Raw genomic sequence first — 19,508 nt, forward strand, 5'->3', positions numbered from 1 at the left:
ATTGGAGATTTGCCGGAAAATAAAATGATTGTTCTCGTTGGAAGATTATTGATGACGAGTTTAATCAAAGGAAGCATACTACTATACCTTCCATTTTTTTTCAATTATTAATTTTTTGTTGGGGGGTATAGTTATATTATGTATGTAAGAATAAAGAAAAATCTCATAATTAAAATAAACAAAAGATGGAAAAGGAATTTAATCCTGTAATAAAAGCAGTTCAGAGTTTAAGAAAGCTGGCTGTTGAAATCAAATCAACGAATCAGGAGATTCGTGCCAGTGATGATCAAATAAGGACAAATATTGGCGAATGCGGAAAGTTAATTGCGTCCACTGGCAACAGTATGGTGATCAATTTGTGGACAAGAGAGAAAGCCCGGTTATTGGAAAATTCGGATCATCAGCTTAAAATCCTAGAAAGAATTGAAGAAAAGTTTAAAAACAGAGATGCTGTCAACCTGGTGGAAGACTGGGAAATGACCGATTATTATAAAGGTTTAATTATGGCCAGTATGGATCAGTTAAAGAAGGCTGGAGATGTAATTTTTGTGGGTGAAAACTTACAAAAATGGAATCATTCTTGGGCGGAAGTTTTTAAAGCATTGGATAATATTGTATCAATAGCGGAAACCTATAGGTTAAAGCTCAGAATGATGGAAACATTAGAACCCGGAGAAGTAGATGCTTTAACTATGGATATTATTCAACATATTCCGCTACATTATTCTGATGAAGAGGCTGGTGAGTATGAAAAGGAGTATTTGGAGGCTTACCATGAATTAAAAGCATCTCAATCTAAGAAAAAGAATCTTTGGGACAAAGTAATGGATATTCTTGCAGGAGGAGTTGAAGAGACTCCTGCTCATAGAGTCCAGATGAGGAGGTGGATGAATGGTATTGAGTGATGAATGAAGATAAACCAACAATGTATAAAAAAGCCAAAAAGAATCTAGGACTCAATCACTATAATAAAATTGTTTTCATATTTACAAAAGAACCTGCAGAACTAATTTTTGCAGGTTCAATTCATTATTAAAGTTGTTTAAACTTTTATTTTCCTGAGAAATAAGATAGAAAAAGCCAGATAATGTAGAGTCTCAAGTTGTATGTAAAGGTTCAGATTTAAACAGAATAGCTTCTTGGAAGTTATCAAGCCACTTACTGGTTTTTTTCTATTGTAGATTTTATCTTGTAAAGTTGAGAAAAATGTGTTTTTTATATTTTGTAGCTCCGTTACGAGGATTTTCTTTAATATTTATTTGCAGATTTGATACGTTTTTAATGATACGTACATAATACGTATTATTATTAGTTGATACATAATATTTTTTTATTCTCTTTGTGGGGATTAAAAAACAAAATATAATGAAAAAATTATTTTTAATGGCTGCGGGGGTTTTCTCCGCGACCGTTTACTCTCAGGTAGGGGTCAATACAGAGGCTCCCAATGCTACTTTAGATATTAAAGCGAAGAATCCTACCGGATCTATGGCTACTGTAGATGGATTATTAATCCCCGCAGTAGACAGGGAAAGAGCTATGAACATGTCTCCTGTTAGGGCTTCTACCCTTATTTATGTTGATAATATAAGTACAGGTACTGCAACGGGGCAGGCTTCTAATGTTGATTCGGTAGGGTTCTACTATTTCGACGAAAATCTGGGTAAATGGATAAAATTAAATGGAGAAAGTAGTACAAGTGTTACACAGCAACCATTTATTGCAATGACCAACCTTTCTTCAGGCACTTTTAATATGTCCGCCAATAACAGTCAGCAAGGGGTTACTTTTTTTGAATTCATTGTTTCGAATGGTAACCTGGTGATGCCTCCGGCAAATACATATAAGGACAGGACCATTTCAATAAGAAATAGTGCAGGTGCAGCATTTGGATTTACTTTTCAGGAATCCTATAATACCAATCAGATAGCAATTTCATTATTGACAACGAGATCCATCGTGTTTCATAGTGACGGAGTAAGATGGTATCAGCTAGCAGGATTTTAACTAAAAAAACAAATTTTAAAATGAAAAAATTAATATCATTTCTTGTACTTACAATTCCATGTTATTTTGTACAGGCACAAATAGGAACCAATCAGAATGTTGAGAATACATTGTCAAACTCCAATTTTTTTATGGATGCGAGTAAATTTAACGACTTTGGAAATAGCATAGGAAAGGGTTTAGGCTTTCCCAAAGCGGACCTTACAAAGTTTAAATTTGACCGTTCAGTAATAGATAATGTTCAGATATTATCAGATTTTGATGGAATGATGCTATATAACTATGGTAATGGAAATACCGTGCTAAATGAAGGACAACAGGTAGCTGTAACTCCCGGATTTTACTATTTTTCCAATCCTGCTGCTTCCGGAACGGTAAGTAATGGTAAATGGGTGCGCTTGCTTACAGATGTTAAATCAATTGTATACGATCTTAAGATTCCTTCAAACGTTTTGTATGCCAGATCAATTTCTACCTCGTGGAAGACCGGAAACAATACAAAGAACCCACTCTGGTTTACAGAAACGGATCATATCAATAATGAATATATCACCATTGTAGATCCGGGTAAATTTATGGTAAATAAGGCGGGTTTGTATACCTTTGATGTTAGGGAGAATTTTTCAGATATTCCTAAGAGAGGGATTAATGTAAATTCGTCAGGTATATCACAGGTTTACGTAAATATGTTCCAACAATTAGCAGATTACATATCTGCAGATAAAGGTGTAGGAATGGGGTTAGTTGCGGGAAATGTTTCCATAAACTTTAATGGAGGCAGATGGCTGGATTCAGGAGGGTATACTTTTATATCTACAACACTTAAATTAAATGCCGGAGATACCTTTCGTTTGGTAACAATGATGGCTAAAGCCGGGAGTTACAGGGAAGCAGGAGGTCATATTTCTGTCATGTATACACCAATACCATAACAAAAGATTCTAAAGACCAGATAAATAATGAGAATGAATAGGATTTAAAGAATATTATTTTTACTGCTGATATTTTTTTAAAAATAAAAATTTTAAGCTATAGATAGAATGAAGAATGCGGTGCAGCTATGTTCCGCATTTATGATTTGGAAAAACTAAAAATTTGTGACAGAATTTGGATATCTGTGGTAGATTATATATGCAAAGAATAGGCAGAAAAATAATAAGTTTTTATCAACTTATGCCTCTTATTTTTACCAATTAGCTGAGCTTTTTCACCTAGCATCTACTGCATTTGCACTGCAAGAGGGATTTTTTTTTGTAATCATTTGATATTTAGTATTCTAAAATATACGTATTTAGTAAGTATTTAAATTTTAGGGTTTATTTTTTTATTTATTGTTTCTTTGCAAAAGATTTACTGAATGATATAAAATTGAATTAATTCTGTCAGTAGCGGGTGATAAGTTATTAACTTTCTCTTGTTATTAATTCTTAGTTTTTTATGAAATCGCAAATAGGGATAAGGAATTTTTATTAACACTTTGACCCCCCAACAAAATTTGAATTGGTCGTGTAGACTGTAACAATATAAATTTATTCTAAATAACACAAAAAATAAAATGTATTTATTATGATTTCAAAAAAAGTAATTATAATCGGTTTACTCTCTGTAAACACAGGCCTTTTTGCTCAGGCAGGGAATGTAGGGATTAATACCACAACTCCCGGGACAACGCTTGATGTCAACGGAGCAATCACGAATAGAGAAACGGCTGTAGCAGTCGCCAGCAATGCTGTCACAGTACCAGCTAATGTAAGTCAGGTGCAGCTTACGGGAGCGGCCACTGCCACAGTAACGATTACCGCGCCAGCTGCACCCAATGCAGGGCAGCGTCTTGTTATCTTCAACAATACAACAGGTGGTTTTGGAGCTACATTGAACGGGGTTACCATTCCCAATGGAAAAGCCCTGGAATTTGTATACAGCAATTCAGGATGGAGGGCTACAGATGGAGGGGCTGTAGGAACAGCAGGTGTTAATATTTATAATACCGATGGCAGCCTTAACGGTAACCGAACTGTATCACAGGGAGCTAATACCCTTACTTTTACAGGAAATCAGGTCAATGCATTTTCCGTTGATGGAAATACCTTATCTGTAGATGCTGCCAATCATAGAATAGGGATAGGCACCAGTACACCTGATACCCCACTAACAGTACAAACACCTGATAATAATTTCGGGTTTAACCATACCAATGGAACCATTAGTTTGAAATCCTATATTGGAGGCGGAAAAGGTTTTTTTGGTACGACTACTCCAAATGATCTATATTTAGTGACTAATAATACAAATCAAGCTACCATTACTTCAGCCGGTAATTTTGGTATTAGGACATCAACTCCTGATCACACTTTGGATGTGAATGGCAATGTGAGATTCCGTTCAGTTGCATCTGTCACCAGTGCTGCTAATTCAGGGATATTACTTGCCGATGGAGGGGGGGCTGTGTCACAGATTTCTACCAATGATTTTGTAGGATCCCTGAAAATACCAAGCAATATTTTTAATGCCGAACAAACTACAAACATTTCAACAAATTTACCAGGAAACCTGACTGAAAATACAGTGGTATTTGGAACGGTTAATATCAATGCGGCTGGAGGAGGTACCTGGAATGCAGCAAATAATACCTACACTGTTGCTAAGGCGGGTATATATCAGATTATTGCTGGTGTTCAACTTGGAAATGTAGATACTAATTCAAATTATGGTCTATATATTAAAGCTGGCTCCACTAATTGGCCTTTTGCAGGTCTCCGTCAAACGGGGAGTCTTATGGTTTTTGCAGGGACTTATGTAAAATTGCTTGCAGCGGGGGATGTAATTTATTGTTATTCACAAACAAATGCTGGTGGCCCAAGTTATAGGCAAAATACCGCTTTCATGCATATTGTTTATACGCCATTATAAAATAAACTAGAAAATGCTAAGGATTATTGCCTTTATATAAAGCTATGATAAAAATATAAAATACTTTAAAATTGTATCAAAAACGTTTCTAAAAATATAACAAATGCTCAGGAAAATTATTCCGATACAAGGCAGTTCTTCTTTTGTTAATTGTCACATCTTAAGCTGAGCGGTTAAAAATATTAGTCATTTTTGTTTTTCTATATCAAAAATAATAAGTTTTGGAAGCTTATAGTTTCTCTTTTCTTATCTGGCATCTACTGCATTTACACTTCAATTGATTTTTTTTTCTCGTAATTATTTGATATATAACATTTTAACAATACGTATTTAATAAGTATCGTTGTTTTTAAAGTTGATTTTTTATTTCCTTTTCTTTGTGGAGTATTTGATGAACGATCCAAGTTAATGATATTTTAGTAATGATAACTTTTCTTGTTATTTTTTACATGTAAGCATAAATAGGGAAGGGGAATTTCGGATATGAAAAAAGGTTTTACTCAGCCAAATGTGAAAGAGCTGAATAGTCTGCAACAATGTCAATTTATTTAAATAACACAAAAAATAAAATTTATTTATTATGATTTCAAAAAAAGTAATTATAATCGGTTTACTCTCTGTAAACACAGGTCTTTTTGCTCAGGCAGGAAATGTAGGGATTAATACCACAACTCCCGGGACAACACTTGATGTAAACGGAGCAATTACGAATAGAGAAACTGCTGTAGCAGTCGCCAGCAATGCTGTCACAGTACCAGCTAATGTAAGCCAGGTACAGCTTACGGGAGCGGCCACTGCCACAGTAACGATTACCGCGCCAGCTGCACCCAATGCAGGGCAGCGTCTTGTTATCTTCAACAATACAACAGGTGGTTTTGGAGCTACACTGAACGGGGTTACCATTCCCAATGGAAAAGCCCTGGAATTTGTATACAGCAATTCAGGATGGAGGTCTACGGATGGAGGAGCTGTAGGTACGGCAAGTGTTAATATCTATAATACAAACGGTAGCCTTACGAGTAACCGAACGGTATCACAGGGAGCTAATACCCTGGCATTTACAGGAAATCAGGTTAACGCATTTTCCGTTGATGGAAATACCTTATCCGTGGATGCTGCCAATCATAGAATAGGGATAGGCACCAGTACACCTGATACCCCACTAACAGTACAAACACCTGATAATAATTTTGGGTTTAGCCATACCAATGGAACCATTAGTTTGAAATCCTATATTGGGGGAGGAAAAGCTTATTTCGGTACGACTACTCCAAATGATCTATATTTAGTGACTAATAATACAAATCAAGCTACCATTACTTCAGCCGGTAATTTTGGTATTAGGACATCAACTCCTCAAAAGACATTGCATGTCAACGGAAGTTTACAAGTAACCAATGAGCTGAATGTTGGCGGAGATGCTTCTACTCCTGGGTCGTCAGGAATTGCCGGGCAGGTGCTCAAGTCCAACGGGCCGGGAGCTGCTCCCACATGGCAAAACCTTGCAGGAGTTCCCAGTTCTACAGGAACGGTGATTGCAGTAAATGGACAATTTCTGGTGGCCCAGGAAATTATTGTACAACTGACTTCTGATTTTACGGTTATAGCTGGTTCTAATGGAGGTGTTCCGGTTGCTATAGGAAGTTTAAATAATGAAATTGTAGATAATGAAAATCTGTATACGGGGTCACCGTCAACTAATTTATTTAAAGTTTCTGCAGATGGAGTATATCAGATAATCATGAACGGACAGTTAATAACAACAGATAATCCACCTGATACTAATGGTGTAATTACAGCTACAGCTCCAGTGTTGGGAATTTGGGATGATACAAATGGTAATTGGGTAGCACGTGTTAATGACGTTTATTCGTCAAAAGTAACATTTGATGGTGTTCGTTTGCAAACTTATACTTTGATAACTTCTATTCCCATGTTGGCTTCTCATACCTATTCTTTTAGATTGTATAATACAAGGGATGTGACAATCAAGTATTTAAGTTCAGGCGCCACAGGTTCAGGTCCTGTTACTCAGATGTCTTTAAAACGATTGAAATAAGAATTATCAGAAAAACATTCTAAAATTTAACAAGTGATGAAGAAAGATATTATGTAGTGGTTATCCAAAGAAAATCAGTTTCCCTGCTGATTTTCTTTTTTAATTGGTTTATGCAACCGGCTATCTTTTCAGATCATCAATAATGCGAAACGAATGAATAGAATATAGCAGGTGTGATAGATGATGATCTTTAACTCTAAACATTATAATGCTGGGTTTTGTCGGTCTTGTCTTATTTATTTCCACTGCTGACGGATATATAGAATTAGCGCTCTTATAAATTGTTATAATCAATCCGATAAGAAATAACTTATAAAGAATACTCTGATAGTATTGTAGCTCCTGATACAAAAAATATAGGATTATGCTGAAGTGGTGTAGGAAATGTTGGCAAAAAATTAACAGCACAAGTTTTATTGAATACCGGTTACCCTATATCTACTGCGCTGATTTATTTTTTAATTCATATCGGCTTAAGTAGATTATACGTATGTTTTTTTTTTTTTTTTGACTTCTAAAGTAATTTTCACGTAGTTTACGTCAAATAAATCACAGACATGAGAAAATTAAAAATTCGGGTTGCTATTGTTACAGCAATTATTCCTTCAGTTGTATATGGACAGGTGGGTATCAATATGGCAAATCCCACTGAAGCTTTGGATGTTAATGGAAAGGTGAAAATTCGTAATCTGCAAACGCTGGCAAGTTCTACAGTTTACCCGTTGCATGCTGACGAAAATGGAGTTATAGGAAAAGCTAATCTTTTACCACAGTCTCAGATAGCTTTTTATACATCGAGTGATGAATTTTCATTTCCTAAATCAAGCTATAATTCCGGGGAGGAGCAGATTGTACCTATACAGTCTTCTCATGCATCTTTGAATACATTAGGAACTGTACTTTCAGCGGGTGGAAATATCATAATTAATCAAACGGGAACATATATGCTTTCAGGGTCAATTACTCCGCAGCTGACGATCAACAATGATGGTAATGGATTTATTTACATGGCTGTTAATATTGAAGTCAGTTCCACCGGAGGAGGATTATGGTCATCTGTATCAGGAGGGAGGCCCATTTTTACAAGGGTGGATCCAGGTGTAATGAGAAACTACGTATTTACCATTCCTTCCGTAACAGTACAATTAGCTGCCGGTGACAGGCTGAGAATTAAGTTTTATAGAACTAAAGCATCCAATACATTACAAGGATCAACAGTAAGTGCTATAAGTTTGGGAGCCGGGTTCGGAGCACCTACCTATACACTGGCGATAACAAAACTGTAGTTTCATAAATCATTGACTTATTCTCGTAGAATATGGTAAATACGTACCTTATACGTATCATGGTTTTGTTTGAAATGAAAATTTGTGGTAATTTTTATTAGTGTTTAATTGGGAGATTGTAACCTGTTTAAGAACGAAGAAATTATTGTTATTTTATTGTTTGTAAGTAATAGTATGCGAATGAAAAACAGAAAAAAATTGAAATTTAGAATTTATCTGTTTGATTTTGTATGACCACAGATCACTAAATATTTGAGAATTTAAGATAAAATTTTAAAGTATGAGTATTAATTTTAAAAATATACATATTGGTTCGATGGTTAAGCAAAGGACCATTGAGCTGGACATGGATATTTCGCGTATTTGTAATTTCTTTAAGTGCACTGCTGATGAAGTTGAAACAATGTTTCTGCAGGAAGATTTACCTACCAATATCTTGTTGAGTTGGAGTAAATTATTAGAGTATGATTTTTTTAGGCCATATTCACAACACCTGATTTTATTCTCACCACCAGCAAAACAAAATGACAGTGAAATAGAAAAGAAAAGCACTCAGCTGCCTCAATTTAGAAAGAATATTTATACTAGAGAAGTTATTGATTTTATTTTAGAACTTGTCAATTCACACCAGAAAACAAAAAGGCAGATCATTGATGAGTATAGAATTCCTAAAACCACCCTTTATAAGTGGATTATGAAGTATAATAAAAAGGAGATAGAAGAATAAAAATAAATTATTAAAGTCAATTTGTCTGCCATTTACTTCATCTGGGTCGTTGGTTTTTGTAACGGGATGAAATTTTTTGGTAGTTATAAACAACCTATAAAAAATAACATGAATAATTTACAACCTAATTATAAGTTAATTTATCAGGATATTATAGCTAAAAAATATCCTGATAAAAAATCCAAATGTGACAATATCCTTAATAAGAATGAGCTGTCTGTGCTGGATATCATCAGATTGAATAACATCATCTTTGGTACTGTCAATAATGAACCTAGTACATCAAATCAAAGATTACGTTCATATGATAAAATAACAATACTTCAAATATTGGATTATCAAAAAATACATCGGTTGAATAATACTGAAATTGCAATAAAGTTTAATCTGAGTAGAAATACGGTAAGTAAATGGAAGAAGATTTTTTTTAATAAACCGGTAATTCTTGATTTCGGAAAATGTTCAATTAGTTGTGAAAAAAATAATAAATAGTTAAACAGCTTTAATAGAAAATAGAAATATATGGCTGATATGATCAAATCATTCGTTTCTTCTAAAAATAATGATCCAGGCATTAGGCATACCGCGTTAAAAAAATTAGGTGTGATTGGGGGAATCTCGTAGCATTCAACTGTAGAATATTATAGTTACCTCAATCAGATAGTCAATAATTATTTTAATAATAATACAAACCCTCCTCTTATATTAGTCAATCTTGATCAGCATGATATACATTCTTTACAACGGTTGGGCAGATGGAATGCAATAGCCAAAACGCTGATTGAAGCTTGTAATAAATTGCAGCAAGCGGGAGCTTCTTCGATTATTTTTCGTGCCAATACCCCCCATAAGGTATATGATGAGGTACAACAGCATAGTGCCATTCCTATACTACATATTGCTCATGCGATAGGAATGAACATTAAGAAAAGAGGATTGTATAAGGTCGGGCTAATTGGGACGATATTTACGATGGAAGAATCGTTTATTACAAAAATATTGAAAGATGATTATAATATTACGGTGATAGTTCCCGAAAAAGAAGAGAATAGGAAAAGACTGCATACAATAATACAAAAAGAATTATCTCATGGGATTATAAACCCTGAAACAAAAAAATATATACTGGACCAGATTATGCTACTGGAAAAAAAGGGAGCAGAAGGTATAATACTCGGATGTACAGAATTTCCACTTATTATAAAGCAAAATGATTTGGAAATTCCGATATTCAATACAACATTAATGCATGCTCACATGGGAGCAGACTTTATACTTGGACTTTAGTACTAACGTTATAGTATTTTAAGGGTTTACTATGTTAATTTTAATATTCAAATAATAATGAAGAAAAAGATTTTATTTGCCGCTATTTATCCGTTGGTTTTATTGATGTTTATGATAAGCCCGGTTATCAGAATGACCGCACAAAACAGCAAAATTGATTCGGACATTTATCAAATACTCAGAATAAAACCCAGCGAAGCTGATCCCAATGTACGAAATTGGGATAGTGTGCATGTGGTGTACTATGATCAAGCCATTAAAAATAATAAGATATTGTTATGGCTTACAGGTACAAATGGTTCAACGAATCGTATTCCTCAAAGTTTTTTTAAAACAGCATTAGATCAGGGATATAGAATTATAGCCCTTTCTTTTATAAGTACACCTGGTGTTTCACAGGTATGTGTGGGAAACAAGCTGAATGAAGATGTCAACTGTGCGGCTGAGTTTCGTAGAAAACGAATTTATGGTGATGATGTTTTCTCATCTATTCCGGATCAATATCAGGATGCCATTATACCTCGTTTAATAAAGCTCCTACAGTATCTGTCGAAAAACGATAAAGAAGGGGAATGGTCGCAATATTTAGATCAGAATACAGATAAACCGGTATGGACTAAAATAGCTATAGCAGGACAATCGCAAGGGGGTGGAATGGCTGAATTTATTGCTCAGCATGAATCAGTGGCGAGAGTGCTTAGCTTTTCCGGAGGGTGGGACTATAGCAATTCAAAATTGAAAAAGATCGCCGGATGGTATTCTCAAAAGTCGATTACACCTCCTGAGAATTTTTTTGCAACTTATCATGTACAAGAATTGGCAGCTGTACAGCTGGCTGAAATATGCAAAACATTAAATATACCTTCAGACAATGTTTTTGCCTTGGATGAGCCCCTCCAGAAAGCAAAAAAGGGCAATAATCCATTTCATACTGAAGGGATTGCAAATCCTGTATATAAAAATATATGGATAAAAATGCTTGGCTCAGGATTGTAAGAAATTCCTCCTTTGAACTAAATTTTGAAAGTGAAAGACAATTAACATGGAAAGCTTTAACCAATAAAGGATTCGGTGTGTGGGAAACAGTATAAATGGCAAAAAATTGAGACTCTTCCAAATGTCTATATGATGTATTGGAAGAAAAAATCGAGGGGCACAGTAACCCACTTGGTAAATTTTGAAATGGGCTTGTTATATCGTAATACTATCAGTCCTTCATAATTTTCTGAATTTAAAAGGAACATTGTCCTTACTAGGTAAGATATAGGAAATTTAATCATTAACAAATGATAAAAAATGAACAATAAACAAAAAGTAGCAGAATTACTAAAATCAATCGAAGCGGATGCCGCAGAGCCAATTTCATACATTAATGGCGATAAATACAAACAACATAATTTAGCTTTTGGTTACGGATTAGCGGGCTTTTGTGAAATATTACAGATGCTTCCCCTAAACTCTGCAAAAGTAAATACTGTGCGTATTTTTGAAGATGGTAACTATATTTTTTCACATATTGATTACATTTTTTTTGGCCAAAAATAGGGTTTGATATTTTCCTTTTTGAAGATGGAAAAATTGTAGAGCACTGGGATAATTTACAAGAAACTTCTGGACCCAATCCAAGCGGACATACAATGACGGACGGTGAAACTGAAGTTAAAGATCTTGACAAAACTGAAATCAACAAAATATTGTCCGGAAATTTTGTGAATGATATTGTGGTAAACGGAAAAATGGAAAAACTTTCAGGGTATATTGATGACAACAATTACATACAGCACAACCCTCAAATTGGAGACGGGCTATCTGGTTTAGAGAAAGCTTTAGAATATATGGCTTTGCAAAGTATTATTATGAAATATGACAAAATACATAAAATTTTAGGCGAAGGGAATTTTGTACTAACAATTAGTGAGGGGTCGTTTGGAGGCAGACCAACTTCGTTTTATGATTTGTTTCGGATTGAAGATGGAAAAATTTAAGTAGGTTATTCTCTAAATTAATTTATCCTATAGTCAGCAGATAACCCTGTAGCAATTTTTTTATATTATAGAACTTAATTTATACAACGAAGAAGGATAATACAACATATCTTATACAAGCCATAAGACTCTGATTTAAAATCAAAATTGGGGTGTAGGAATGATTATTATCGCTGAGTCAAAATAATCATAATATTGTAGCGTTATTTTTTATAAAGTTTATTAATAATATTAATAAGAAATTCTAAAACATTTCTTTTGAAAAAACTAGTTTTACCGCTAAGCCTTATGGTCCCGTTTCTGATTTTCTCCCAACAAAGAAAAAAAGATACAGCGACCACTAAAGTGACCGATATAGAGGAAGTTGTCTTCCGGAAAAAAGCAACAGGAAGAACCAATGACCTTACCAACGTAAGAATTTCAGCGAAAGAAGCCAAATCAGTAGCTTCTATTAACGGTGGAATTGAAGGATTACTTAAAACACTACCTTCTGTAAACTCCAATACCGAGCTGTCTTCCCAATATATGGTTCGTGGCGGAAACTATGATGAAAACCTGATCTACATTAATGATATTGAGATTTACAGACCTTTCCTGATCAGAAACTCGCAACAGGAAGGGATGAGTATCATCAATCCCGATATGGTTTCTACAGTGAATTTCTCTGCAGGAGGATTTGAAGCTAAATATGGAGATAAAATGTCTTCTGCTTTAAATATCTATTATCGTGAGCCTGAAAAATTTGAAGTCTCAGGAGAGGCCAGTTTAATTGGAGGAAGACTGACAACAGGTTTAGCTTCCAAGAATAAAAAATTTACAGCCTTATTTTCCGGAAGATACAGAAATACCAATCTTGTTCTTAACACTCTGAAGGAAGATACGGACTTTAACCCGACCTATTGGGATTTCCAGTCTTATCTGAATTATCATGTCAGTGATAAATTTTCTATGTCATTCATTGGGTATTATTCCAAAAATGATTATGAGATGATTCCCAGAGCAAAAAGTGTTACATTCGGAAGCCTTCAACAGCCTATCACTGTGAATATAGGATATGCGGGTAAAGAAAATGACCAGTATAAAAACATGATGGGTACATTTTCCATGAACTATAAGCCAGCCGACAAATGGAAGCTTACATTGGATGCTTTTGCCTGTCAGAACAGAGAAAGAGAATATTATACGATCAATTCAGGATATGAATTGCAGACCTTTGATCCTGTGACACAGCAGCCTGTGAGATCCTTTGATGGGGGAAAACAAATAGAACATGCAAGAAATGACCTGTTTGTAAGAACCTATGGAACCCAGTTCAGGGCCAAATTTTCGCCCAATGTAAATACCGACTTTGAGGTTGGATTTAAATATGAAAAAGAAAACCTGAAAGATCTTACCAATGAATGGAATGTTGTAGATTCTGCTGGGTACAGCCTGCCAAGACCTGAAGTTATTGATCCGAGAACAGGACTGACCGGAGATCTTAAGCTTGCGTATTATATTGCCGGGCAAAACAATATTGAGCCTACAAGACTTTCGGTATATGCACAGTATTCGCAGAAATTCTATTGGGGAGCCAGTAAAGTATTTGTGAATGCCGGAGTACGTGTTGCCAACTGGAGTTTCAATAAAGAAACAATATTCTCTCCAAGAGCTCAGTTTGCGATTAAGCCTGACTGGGACAGTGATATGTTGTTTAAAATTTCAGGGGGAATTTATTATCAGGCTCCTTTCTATAAAGAGATCAAGGATTTAGACGGTAATTTTAACTCTAACATAAAATCGCAGCGTTCCATCCAGGTTATTCTTGCCAATGATTATGAGTTCCAGATGTATGACAGACCATTTAAACTGACTACGGAACTTTATTACAAGAAACTGGATAATCTGATCCCGTATTATATGGATAACGTAAGGATTCGTTATTCCGGACAGAACAATTCCAAAGGTTATGCTTATGGTATTGATACAAGACTATTCGGAGAATTTGTTCCTGGTGTAGATTCATGGTTGTCTGCAAGTTATGCTAGAGTGTATGAAAATATTGATGAAAGAGGAGATATTCCAAGACCTACAGACCAAAGGTTGAGGTTTGCCATGTTCTATCAGGATTATATGCCAAGTTTCCCGTCTATGCGTGTGAATCTTACCTTAGTTTATGCGATGGGATTACCTACAGGGGCGCCTGTCATGTTCAACAGCAACGGACAGCCGGACTTTGGTTCAGCATATAATTATCAGCAGACTCTTCCTTCTTATAAAAGGGTAGATTTAGGATTGACAAAGGTATTTATTGATCCGAAAGAAAAAAATAAGAGATCCGGTTTCTGGGGTAATTTTGAAGAGCTTACATTAGGCGTTCAGGTTTTCAACGCATTTAATATTAACAATACGGTAGCCAATCAATGGATTACAGATTACAATACCAATTATATGTATCCTGTTCCGGTACGTCTTACAGGACGTTTCTTTAATGTGAAGCTGGAATTCAAATTATAAATTTTAAAAATACTTTAGAAAAGAAGGGAAGTCTGTACATGGTTTGTGATGTTCTGTTTTTCACTCCACTGAGCTGAATCCTAAAGTTTTTGATTTTTGAATTGAAAGATTCTGCTGCTGCATTGGTACTTCTTTGATCGAAATAATTCTGGATATCCCTGTAATGATTTATTATGATCTTTCTAAAAGTCCCAAAAGCCGTTTCAGTGAATCTCCGTTCTCAAAGACTTCTATTTCAGCGGCGTACTCATTGAAAGAATCGTTTTCCATTCCTTCTTGATGCTCCAATACCTTTTCATTTTCTGAAATTGATTTTATCTCATTTAATGCCAATTTGCGATCGTTAGAATTCATCCCAACTAATAAATTATTTGGTTGACCGAATTTAAAAACAAGATGTATTCTTTTACAAACGTAGGAGGTCGTTTATTGTGTCTTAATATTCAGCTTTTTATTGTAAGCAAGTCAACTTACGTATATAATACGTATCATGATTTTAGGTAAAAGTTCTCTTTTTTTTTCAACTTGTAGTGAATAATTAAAAACACAAATCAATGAGAACAATCAGAACTCTTATATTATTAGCCATAGGGCTAACTTTTACAAACGTTTACTCGCAAGTGGGAATTAATACAGGAACCCATCAGAAAGCTTTTCATGATAATGGATCACTACAAGTTGTGAATGAATTAAATGTAGGGGGAACATCTTCTACAGGTGGTTCAGCGGGTATTGCGGATCAGGTACTTACGTCCAGTGGACCGGGCGAAGCCCCCACCTGGCAGAATATTGCCGGTGTACCTAATTCTAAGGGAACTGTAATTGTAGTGAACGGAGAATTTATAGTCGCTCAGGAAATCGTTGCACAGTTAACTGCTGATTATACAATGGGTGGTGCAACAGCATTTCCGATCGGAAACCTGTCTAATGAGATTATCGATAATGAAAGTCGTTATTTTGGAAATGCGACGGCTAACTCTTTTACCGTAGCTGCGGATGGAATCTATCAGGTTACTATGAATGCGCTGTTATCAACAACCAATGGAACGAGTCCTGTTATCGGAATTTGGGATGATATTACCAATAAGTGGGTTGCAAGGGTCAATGATTACTTTACAGCTCTAACTTTAAATTTACAAATCTATACACTGTAAACTTCCATTTCTATGACGGCTTCTCATAAGTACTCATTTAGGATTGCTAATACAGCTAATACCACTGTAAAATTTATTAGTACTGGAACTACGGGATCCGGACCTATTACTCAGCTGTGATCAACACTAATGTAATAGAATATCTTATTTTATCATTTTGGAAGAGAAATGTTAAAATGGATTAGTGTAAATTTTAATGATTTTACCTTAAAATTGAATTTTTTAAACAAATATGAAAAGTAATTCAGTTATAACACAACAATTTTTTTAAACCAATAAATTATTTAATAATGGATAGAAACCTGCTTTTGCAAGATTTAGACCAAAAAGAAGATGTTATATGGAATCATTATTTACCTATATCTTTGGATTTTGTGGAAGGTTCCAGATTGGCACTTGAAAATCAAATATCAAGCTTAGAAAATAAGGAGGCTTTGTATTATAGATATTACAAATAAAGGCCAGCCGTTCAGTTGTTTATTACCTGAAAAAAATTTTAAGCGCAAACATCTTTTTTCACATGAACCAAAATATAAATATAATCCAATAGGATCCTCTTATTATTTCCCATATAAGACATCGAAGCCTCTTGATATACAGAGTATTGGTAATGTTGAGATATTAGTTAATCCAGATAGTAATGAACCCCATTATGCTTTCACGGGAGCAATGAACGGATGTGCAATTATTATAACAAAAGAAAAGGGACAGAATATAATGGGACGGCCTTCATTCAGAGCGTGGCATTTTCAAAGCCCTACCAGTAATAAAACCCAACTTAGAAGTTTTCTCAACAGGTATCGTAATAGTATATATAGTTACATTTGTTTCCGGGATTATGCAAGTCCGAATAAGAGCTCATGGAAAAATCGTATCAAATGGCTGCTAAGTATCTTCCAACGATGCCAAAGCAGGAAAAACCAGCAGGAAAAGAAGAAATCGAAAAGTCAACGGAAAAGAAGGTTAAACTGACTTCAGCAATACCGGTACGTTCCAATGTTGTTTCTTCATTATATAGACAGCAATCGGATAGTGCCTTTATTGCAGGTTTGAATCATAATAGATTTTATGGCAGTCAAAATGATTCAGAAAACGCAGTTCAGACAAAAAACGCAATAAAAGGAGTGGTCTATGAAACTAAGACTTTGGTAAACGAAAGTACATTATCTATAAGGCTTTCAGAAGCGATGAAAGTCGGACGAGCTGAAATTCCAGCGGGGAGCTTACTGATTGCAGTAAGCAAATTTCAGGGAGAGAGGCTTCAGTTAAAAATATCTTCCATTCAATCTCAAGATAATATCTATCCTGTAGAAATCAATGTTTATGACACTGACGGTCAGATGGGATTGTATGTTCCTTATTCAGCGGAGCAGAATGCGGTAAGCGATATTGTAGCTAATATGAGCCAGACTTCAGGCACTAATATTATGATGACTCAATCAGCAGGGCAGCAGATTGCAGCTGATCTGAGCAGGGGAGTAGTACAGGGACTGTCGGGTTATTTTCAGAAGCGAGTCAGACAATTGAAAGTAACTGTAAAAGCAGGCCATCAAGTCTTCCTCTTACCCAAAAATAACTAATCAAAAAAAATAAAAATGAATACACAAAAGAGTCATTATATTCTCATTATGCTATTACTTCTATTAGTAAGCAAGGCATTTGGGCAGGATTCTGTGACAACTTATATTTCCTTGGAACAGGCAAAATTAGAGCCTTTCAGGATACAAGTTACCTACAATAAAACCAGCCATCTGATATTTCCTACATCAATACGATATGTTGACCTGGGAAGTGACTTCTTGGTTGCCAATAAGGCAGAGCCTATAGGAAACGTTCTTCGGGTTAAGTCAGCTGTCAGGGATTTTGAAGAGGAAACTAATTTTTCGGTTATTACTGAAGATGGAAAATTTTACAGTTTTGAAGCATCCTACAGTTCTTATCCGGAAATACTCAGCTATGATTTAGTAAAACTTCAGAGAGGTATGGAGCGACAGTATGCTGATGTATTATTTGAAGATCTTAAAGGAAGCTCAACTTCTCTCACCTGGCTCATTATGGAAAGTCTTTACAATAAAAGCAACAGGACTATTAAACATATTGTTTCAAAAAGCTATGGAATTGAGTTTTCAGTCAGGGCGCTGCATGTGAATGACAGCAAATTTTATTTCACACTGCAGGTTAAGAATCAAAGTAATGTAGGGTATGCTATTGAATGGGTCAATTTTAAAATTGTCGATAAAAAGAACTTAAAGCGAACGGTTGTTCAGGATAAGATTTTAGAGAAGGTTCGTACCTATTTCCCGGAAAGGATAATAGCTGATCATTCAGACAGTAAAGGGATTTATATGCTTGATCAGTTTACGCTCTTAAAAGATCAGGTTTTGGAAATTGAAATTCTGGAAAAGAATGGGGGAAGGCATTTGAAAGTACAGCTTGAAAATGAAGATCTTGTTCATGCAAGATTGATAAATAATTTAACCATTAAAACGGAGTAAGATGCACAAAATATTTTTAATGGTCATCTTCATGATGATAATGGGTAGCAAAATATTTGCTCAACAGATGATTCCTAAGCAAATTGGTGTTGAATTTACCTATTCGGTATTTCCAAAATCTCCAGAAAACCAAAATTATATGTTTAGTACGGGGCTTGTTTCTTACTCGAAGAATGGTAATTACTTCTTTGGACTAACAGAATTTAGCAGAAAATATTATAAATACACTAGCTGCGATATTCCGATAGATACATTCCTGCTGAGTGGTGGTTACAGTTTTTATCTATGGGGAGACTTCATGCGAAATGTCAATCTTAATCTGGGAATTGGAGTTCTTGTTGGCTATGAACAGGTTAATAGAGGCAATGAATTGCTATATGACGGTTCAATGTTAACAGCAACGGATAATTTTATTTACGGATCAAATGGTAAGCTATCTATTGAAAGCTATCTGACCGAGCATTTAGTTTTCTTGGTCAACGGACAACTTCGCTTTTTGAAAAATAGCCAAATGGCTAATTTTCACTCTCTGCTGGGGGTTGGAATAAGATATAATTTCTAAAAATAATGAAAAATGAAAAATATAATTAATACAGCTAAAATACAATTAAAGTGTTTCTTGCTACTATTTGTAATCGGAGTATTTGTACAATCATGTGAGAAAGATAATTTGGAAATTCAGCAGAATTATCCTTTTAAGGTGTCGGTTATGCCTGTTCCTAAGGATATCGCTAAAGATGAGTATGTGGAGATTCGTGTCAAAATTCTTCCTGAAGGTAATTTTGCTGACACCAAATATTATCTTCGATATTTTCAGTTTGAGGGAGCAGGAAAGCTGCAGTATTATAATACTCAACCCTACTTTCCTAATGATATTTATCCTCTTTATGAGAAAGAGTTCAGATTGTATTATACTTCAACCTCTGAAGTTTCACAATCATTTACGGTATGGCTCTCAGACAGTTTTGGAAATGAGGAGAAAATTGAATTTCAATTCAACAACAAAAAGCTAAACGGATAAATACTATTTCTTTAGCTTACAAATATATATTTCCACTTCAAATAAAACAATCTAATTTGAGAAAAATTGTTTAGTATTTGC

Annotated in this window: 21 protein-coding genes and 1 pseudogene; 20 read left to right on the top strand and 2 right to left on the bottom strand. The window is 34.9% G+C overall.

Annotation, left to right across the window (positions count from 1 at the left end; genetic code table 11):
* Nucleotides 1–185 precede the first annotated feature (185 nt).
* The 14 genes and pseudogenes from REB14_RS15755 (at nucleotide 186) to REB14_RS15815 (ending at nucleotide 14,757) form a co-directional block, all read left to right on the top strand.
* The gene (locus REB14_RS15755; protein ID WP_309522631.1) at nucleotides 186–905 is read left to right on the top strand and encodes a hypothetical protein; all 720 of its coding nucleotides are present in this window, start codon (nucleotides 186–188) and stop codon (nucleotides 903–905) included.
* 460 nt (nucleotides 906–1,365) lie between these two features.
* A complete protein-coding gene (locus REB14_RS15760) occupies nucleotides 1,366–2,007 on the top strand; it encodes a hypothetical protein (protein WP_309522632.1) in 642 nt (213 codons plus the stop codon).
* A 20-nt stretch (nucleotides 2,008–2,027) separates the two neighbouring features.
* Nucleotides 2,028–2,939 carry a hypothetical protein gene (locus REB14_RS15765; protein ID WP_309522633.1) on the top strand — a complete coding sequence of 304 codons (912 nt, stop codon included), beginning with the start codon at nucleotides 2,028–2,030 and terminating at the stop codon, nucleotides 2,937–2,939.
* Nucleotides 2,940–3,573: 634 nt separating this feature from the next.
* Entirely contained in the window at nucleotides 3,574–4,917 is a 1,344-nt protein-coding gene (locus REB14_RS15770) for a hypothetical protein (protein ID WP_309522634.1), read from the top strand.
* A gap of 580 nt (nucleotides 4,918–5,497) precedes the next feature.
* Entirely contained in the window at nucleotides 5,498–6,976 is a 1,479-nt protein-coding gene (locus REB14_RS15775) for a hypothetical protein (RefSeq protein WP_309522635.1), read from the top strand.
* Nucleotides 6,977–7,533: 557 nt separating this feature from the next.
* Nucleotides 7,534–8,262, top strand: a complete 729-nt coding sequence (locus tag REB14_RS15780; RefSeq protein ID WP_309522636.1) for a hypothetical protein — start codon at nucleotides 7,534–7,536, stop codon at nucleotides 8,260–8,262.
* Between the two features lie 280 nt (nucleotides 8,263–8,542).
* Nucleotides 8,543–8,989, top strand: coding sequence for a transposase (locus tag REB14_RS15785; RefSeq protein ID WP_309522637.1), 447 nt, complete (start codon nucleotides 8,543–8,545; stop codon nucleotides 8,987–8,989).
* A gap of 108 nt (nucleotides 8,990–9,097) precedes the next feature.
* Nucleotides 9,098–9,481 (top strand): helix-turn-helix domain-containing protein, encoded by a 384-nt coding sequence (locus tag REB14_RS15790; protein ID WP_309522638.1) that lies wholly within the window; start codon nucleotides 9,098–9,100, stop codon nucleotides 9,479–9,481.
* Between the two features lie 147 nt (nucleotides 9,482–9,628).
* Nucleotides 9,629–10,276, top strand: a pseudogene (locus REB14_RS15795) (aspartate/glutamate racemase family protein); the annotation flags it as partial.
* 57 nt (nucleotides 10,277–10,333) lie between these two features.
* Nucleotides 10,334–11,272: a BPSS1187 family protein gene (locus REB14_RS15800; protein WP_309522639.1), complete on the top strand. Its 939-nt coding sequence runs from the start codon at nucleotides 10,334–10,336 to the stop codon at nucleotides 11,270–11,272.
* Nucleotides 11,273–11,347: 75 nt separating this feature from the next.
* Nucleotides 11,348–11,497 (top strand): MoaF-related domain-containing protein, encoded by a 150-nt coding sequence (locus tag REB14_RS24225; RefSeq protein ID WP_425248768.1) that lies wholly within the window; start codon nucleotides 11,348–11,350, stop codon nucleotides 11,495–11,497.
* 75 nt (nucleotides 11,498–11,572) lie between these two features.
* Complete coding sequence (locus REB14_RS15805) at nucleotides 11,573–11,821, top strand: hypothetical protein (RefSeq protein WP_309522640.1); 249 nt, start codon at nucleotides 11,573–11,575, stop codon at nucleotides 11,819–11,821.
* Nucleotides 11,822–11,913: 92 nt separating this feature from the next.
* Nucleotides 11,914–12,261 carry a nuclear transport factor 2 family protein gene (locus tag REB14_RS15810; protein ID WP_309522641.1) on the top strand — a complete coding sequence of 116 codons (348 nt, stop codon included), beginning with the start codon at nucleotides 11,914–11,916 and terminating at the stop codon, nucleotides 12,259–12,261.
* A 258-nt stretch (nucleotides 12,262–12,519) separates the two neighbouring features.
* Complete coding sequence (locus tag REB14_RS15815; RefSeq protein ID WP_309522642.1) at nucleotides 12,520–14,757, top strand: TonB-dependent receptor plug domain-containing protein; 2,238 nt, start codon at nucleotides 12,520–12,522, stop codon at nucleotides 14,755–14,757.
* Here REB14_RS15815 and REB14_RS15820 read toward each other — a convergent pair.
* Nucleotides 14,747–14,935, bottom strand: coding sequence for a transposase (locus tag REB14_RS15820; RefSeq protein WP_309522738.1), 189 nt, complete (start codon nucleotides 14,933–14,935; stop codon nucleotides 14,747–14,749). The two genes, REB14_RS15815 and REB14_RS15820, sit on opposite strands and share 11 nt — an antisense overlap.
* Nucleotides 14,929–15,111 (bottom strand): hypothetical protein, encoded by a 183-nt coding sequence (locus REB14_RS15825; RefSeq protein WP_309522643.1) that lies wholly within the window; start codon nucleotides 15,109–15,111, stop codon nucleotides 14,929–14,931. Before REB14_RS15825 ends, REB14_RS15820 begins: the two co-directional genes overlap by 7 nt.
* Before the next feature lie 200 nt (nucleotides 15,112–15,311).
* Between REB14_RS15825 and REB14_RS15830 the strand changes: the two genes are divergently transcribed.
* The 6 genes from REB14_RS15830 to REB14_RS15855 all read left to right on the top strand — a co-directional run bounded on the left by REB14_RS15830 (nucleotide 15,312) and on the right by REB14_RS15855 (nucleotide 19,427).
* Nucleotides 15,312–15,911 carry a hypothetical protein gene (locus REB14_RS15830; protein ID WP_309522644.1) on the top strand — a complete coding sequence of 200 codons (600 nt, stop codon included), beginning with the start codon at nucleotides 15,312–15,314 and terminating at the stop codon, nucleotides 15,909–15,911.
* 290 nt (nucleotides 15,912–16,201) lie between these two features.
* A complete protein-coding gene (locus REB14_RS15835) occupies nucleotides 16,202–16,369 on the top strand; it encodes a hypothetical protein (protein WP_309522645.1) in 168 nt (55 codons plus the stop codon).
* Between the two features lie 402 nt (nucleotides 16,370–16,771).
* Entirely contained in the window at nucleotides 16,772–17,491 is a 720-nt protein-coding gene (gene traM / locus REB14_RS15840) for a conjugative transposon protein TraM (RefSeq protein ID WP_309522646.1), read from the top strand.
* 15 nt (nucleotides 17,492–17,506) lie between these two features.
* Nucleotides 17,507–18,406 carry a conjugative transposon protein TraN gene (gene traN, locus REB14_RS15845; protein ID WP_309522647.1) on the top strand — a complete coding sequence of 300 codons (900 nt, stop codon included), beginning with the start codon at nucleotides 17,507–17,509 and terminating at the stop codon, nucleotides 18,404–18,406.
* A gap of 1 nt (nucleotide 18,407) precedes the next feature.
* On the top strand, nucleotides 18,408–18,968 hold the full coding sequence (locus tag REB14_RS15850; protein WP_309522648.1) for a conjugal transfer protein TraO: 561 nt from the start codon (nucleotides 18,408–18,410) through the stop codon (nucleotides 18,966–18,968).
* 12 nt (nucleotides 18,969–18,980) lie between these two features.
* Entirely contained in the window at nucleotides 18,981–19,427 is a 447-nt protein-coding gene (locus REB14_RS15855; protein ID WP_309522649.1) for a DUF3872 domain-containing protein, read from the top strand.
* Nucleotides 19,428–19,508 lie beyond the last annotated feature (81 nt).

The sequence above is a fragment of the Chryseobacterium metallicongregator genome, assembly GCF_031324065.1.
GTDB classification, from domain to species: domain Bacteria; phylum Bacteroidota; class Bacteroidia; order Flavobacteriales; family Weeksellaceae; genus Chryseobacterium; species Chryseobacterium metallicongregator.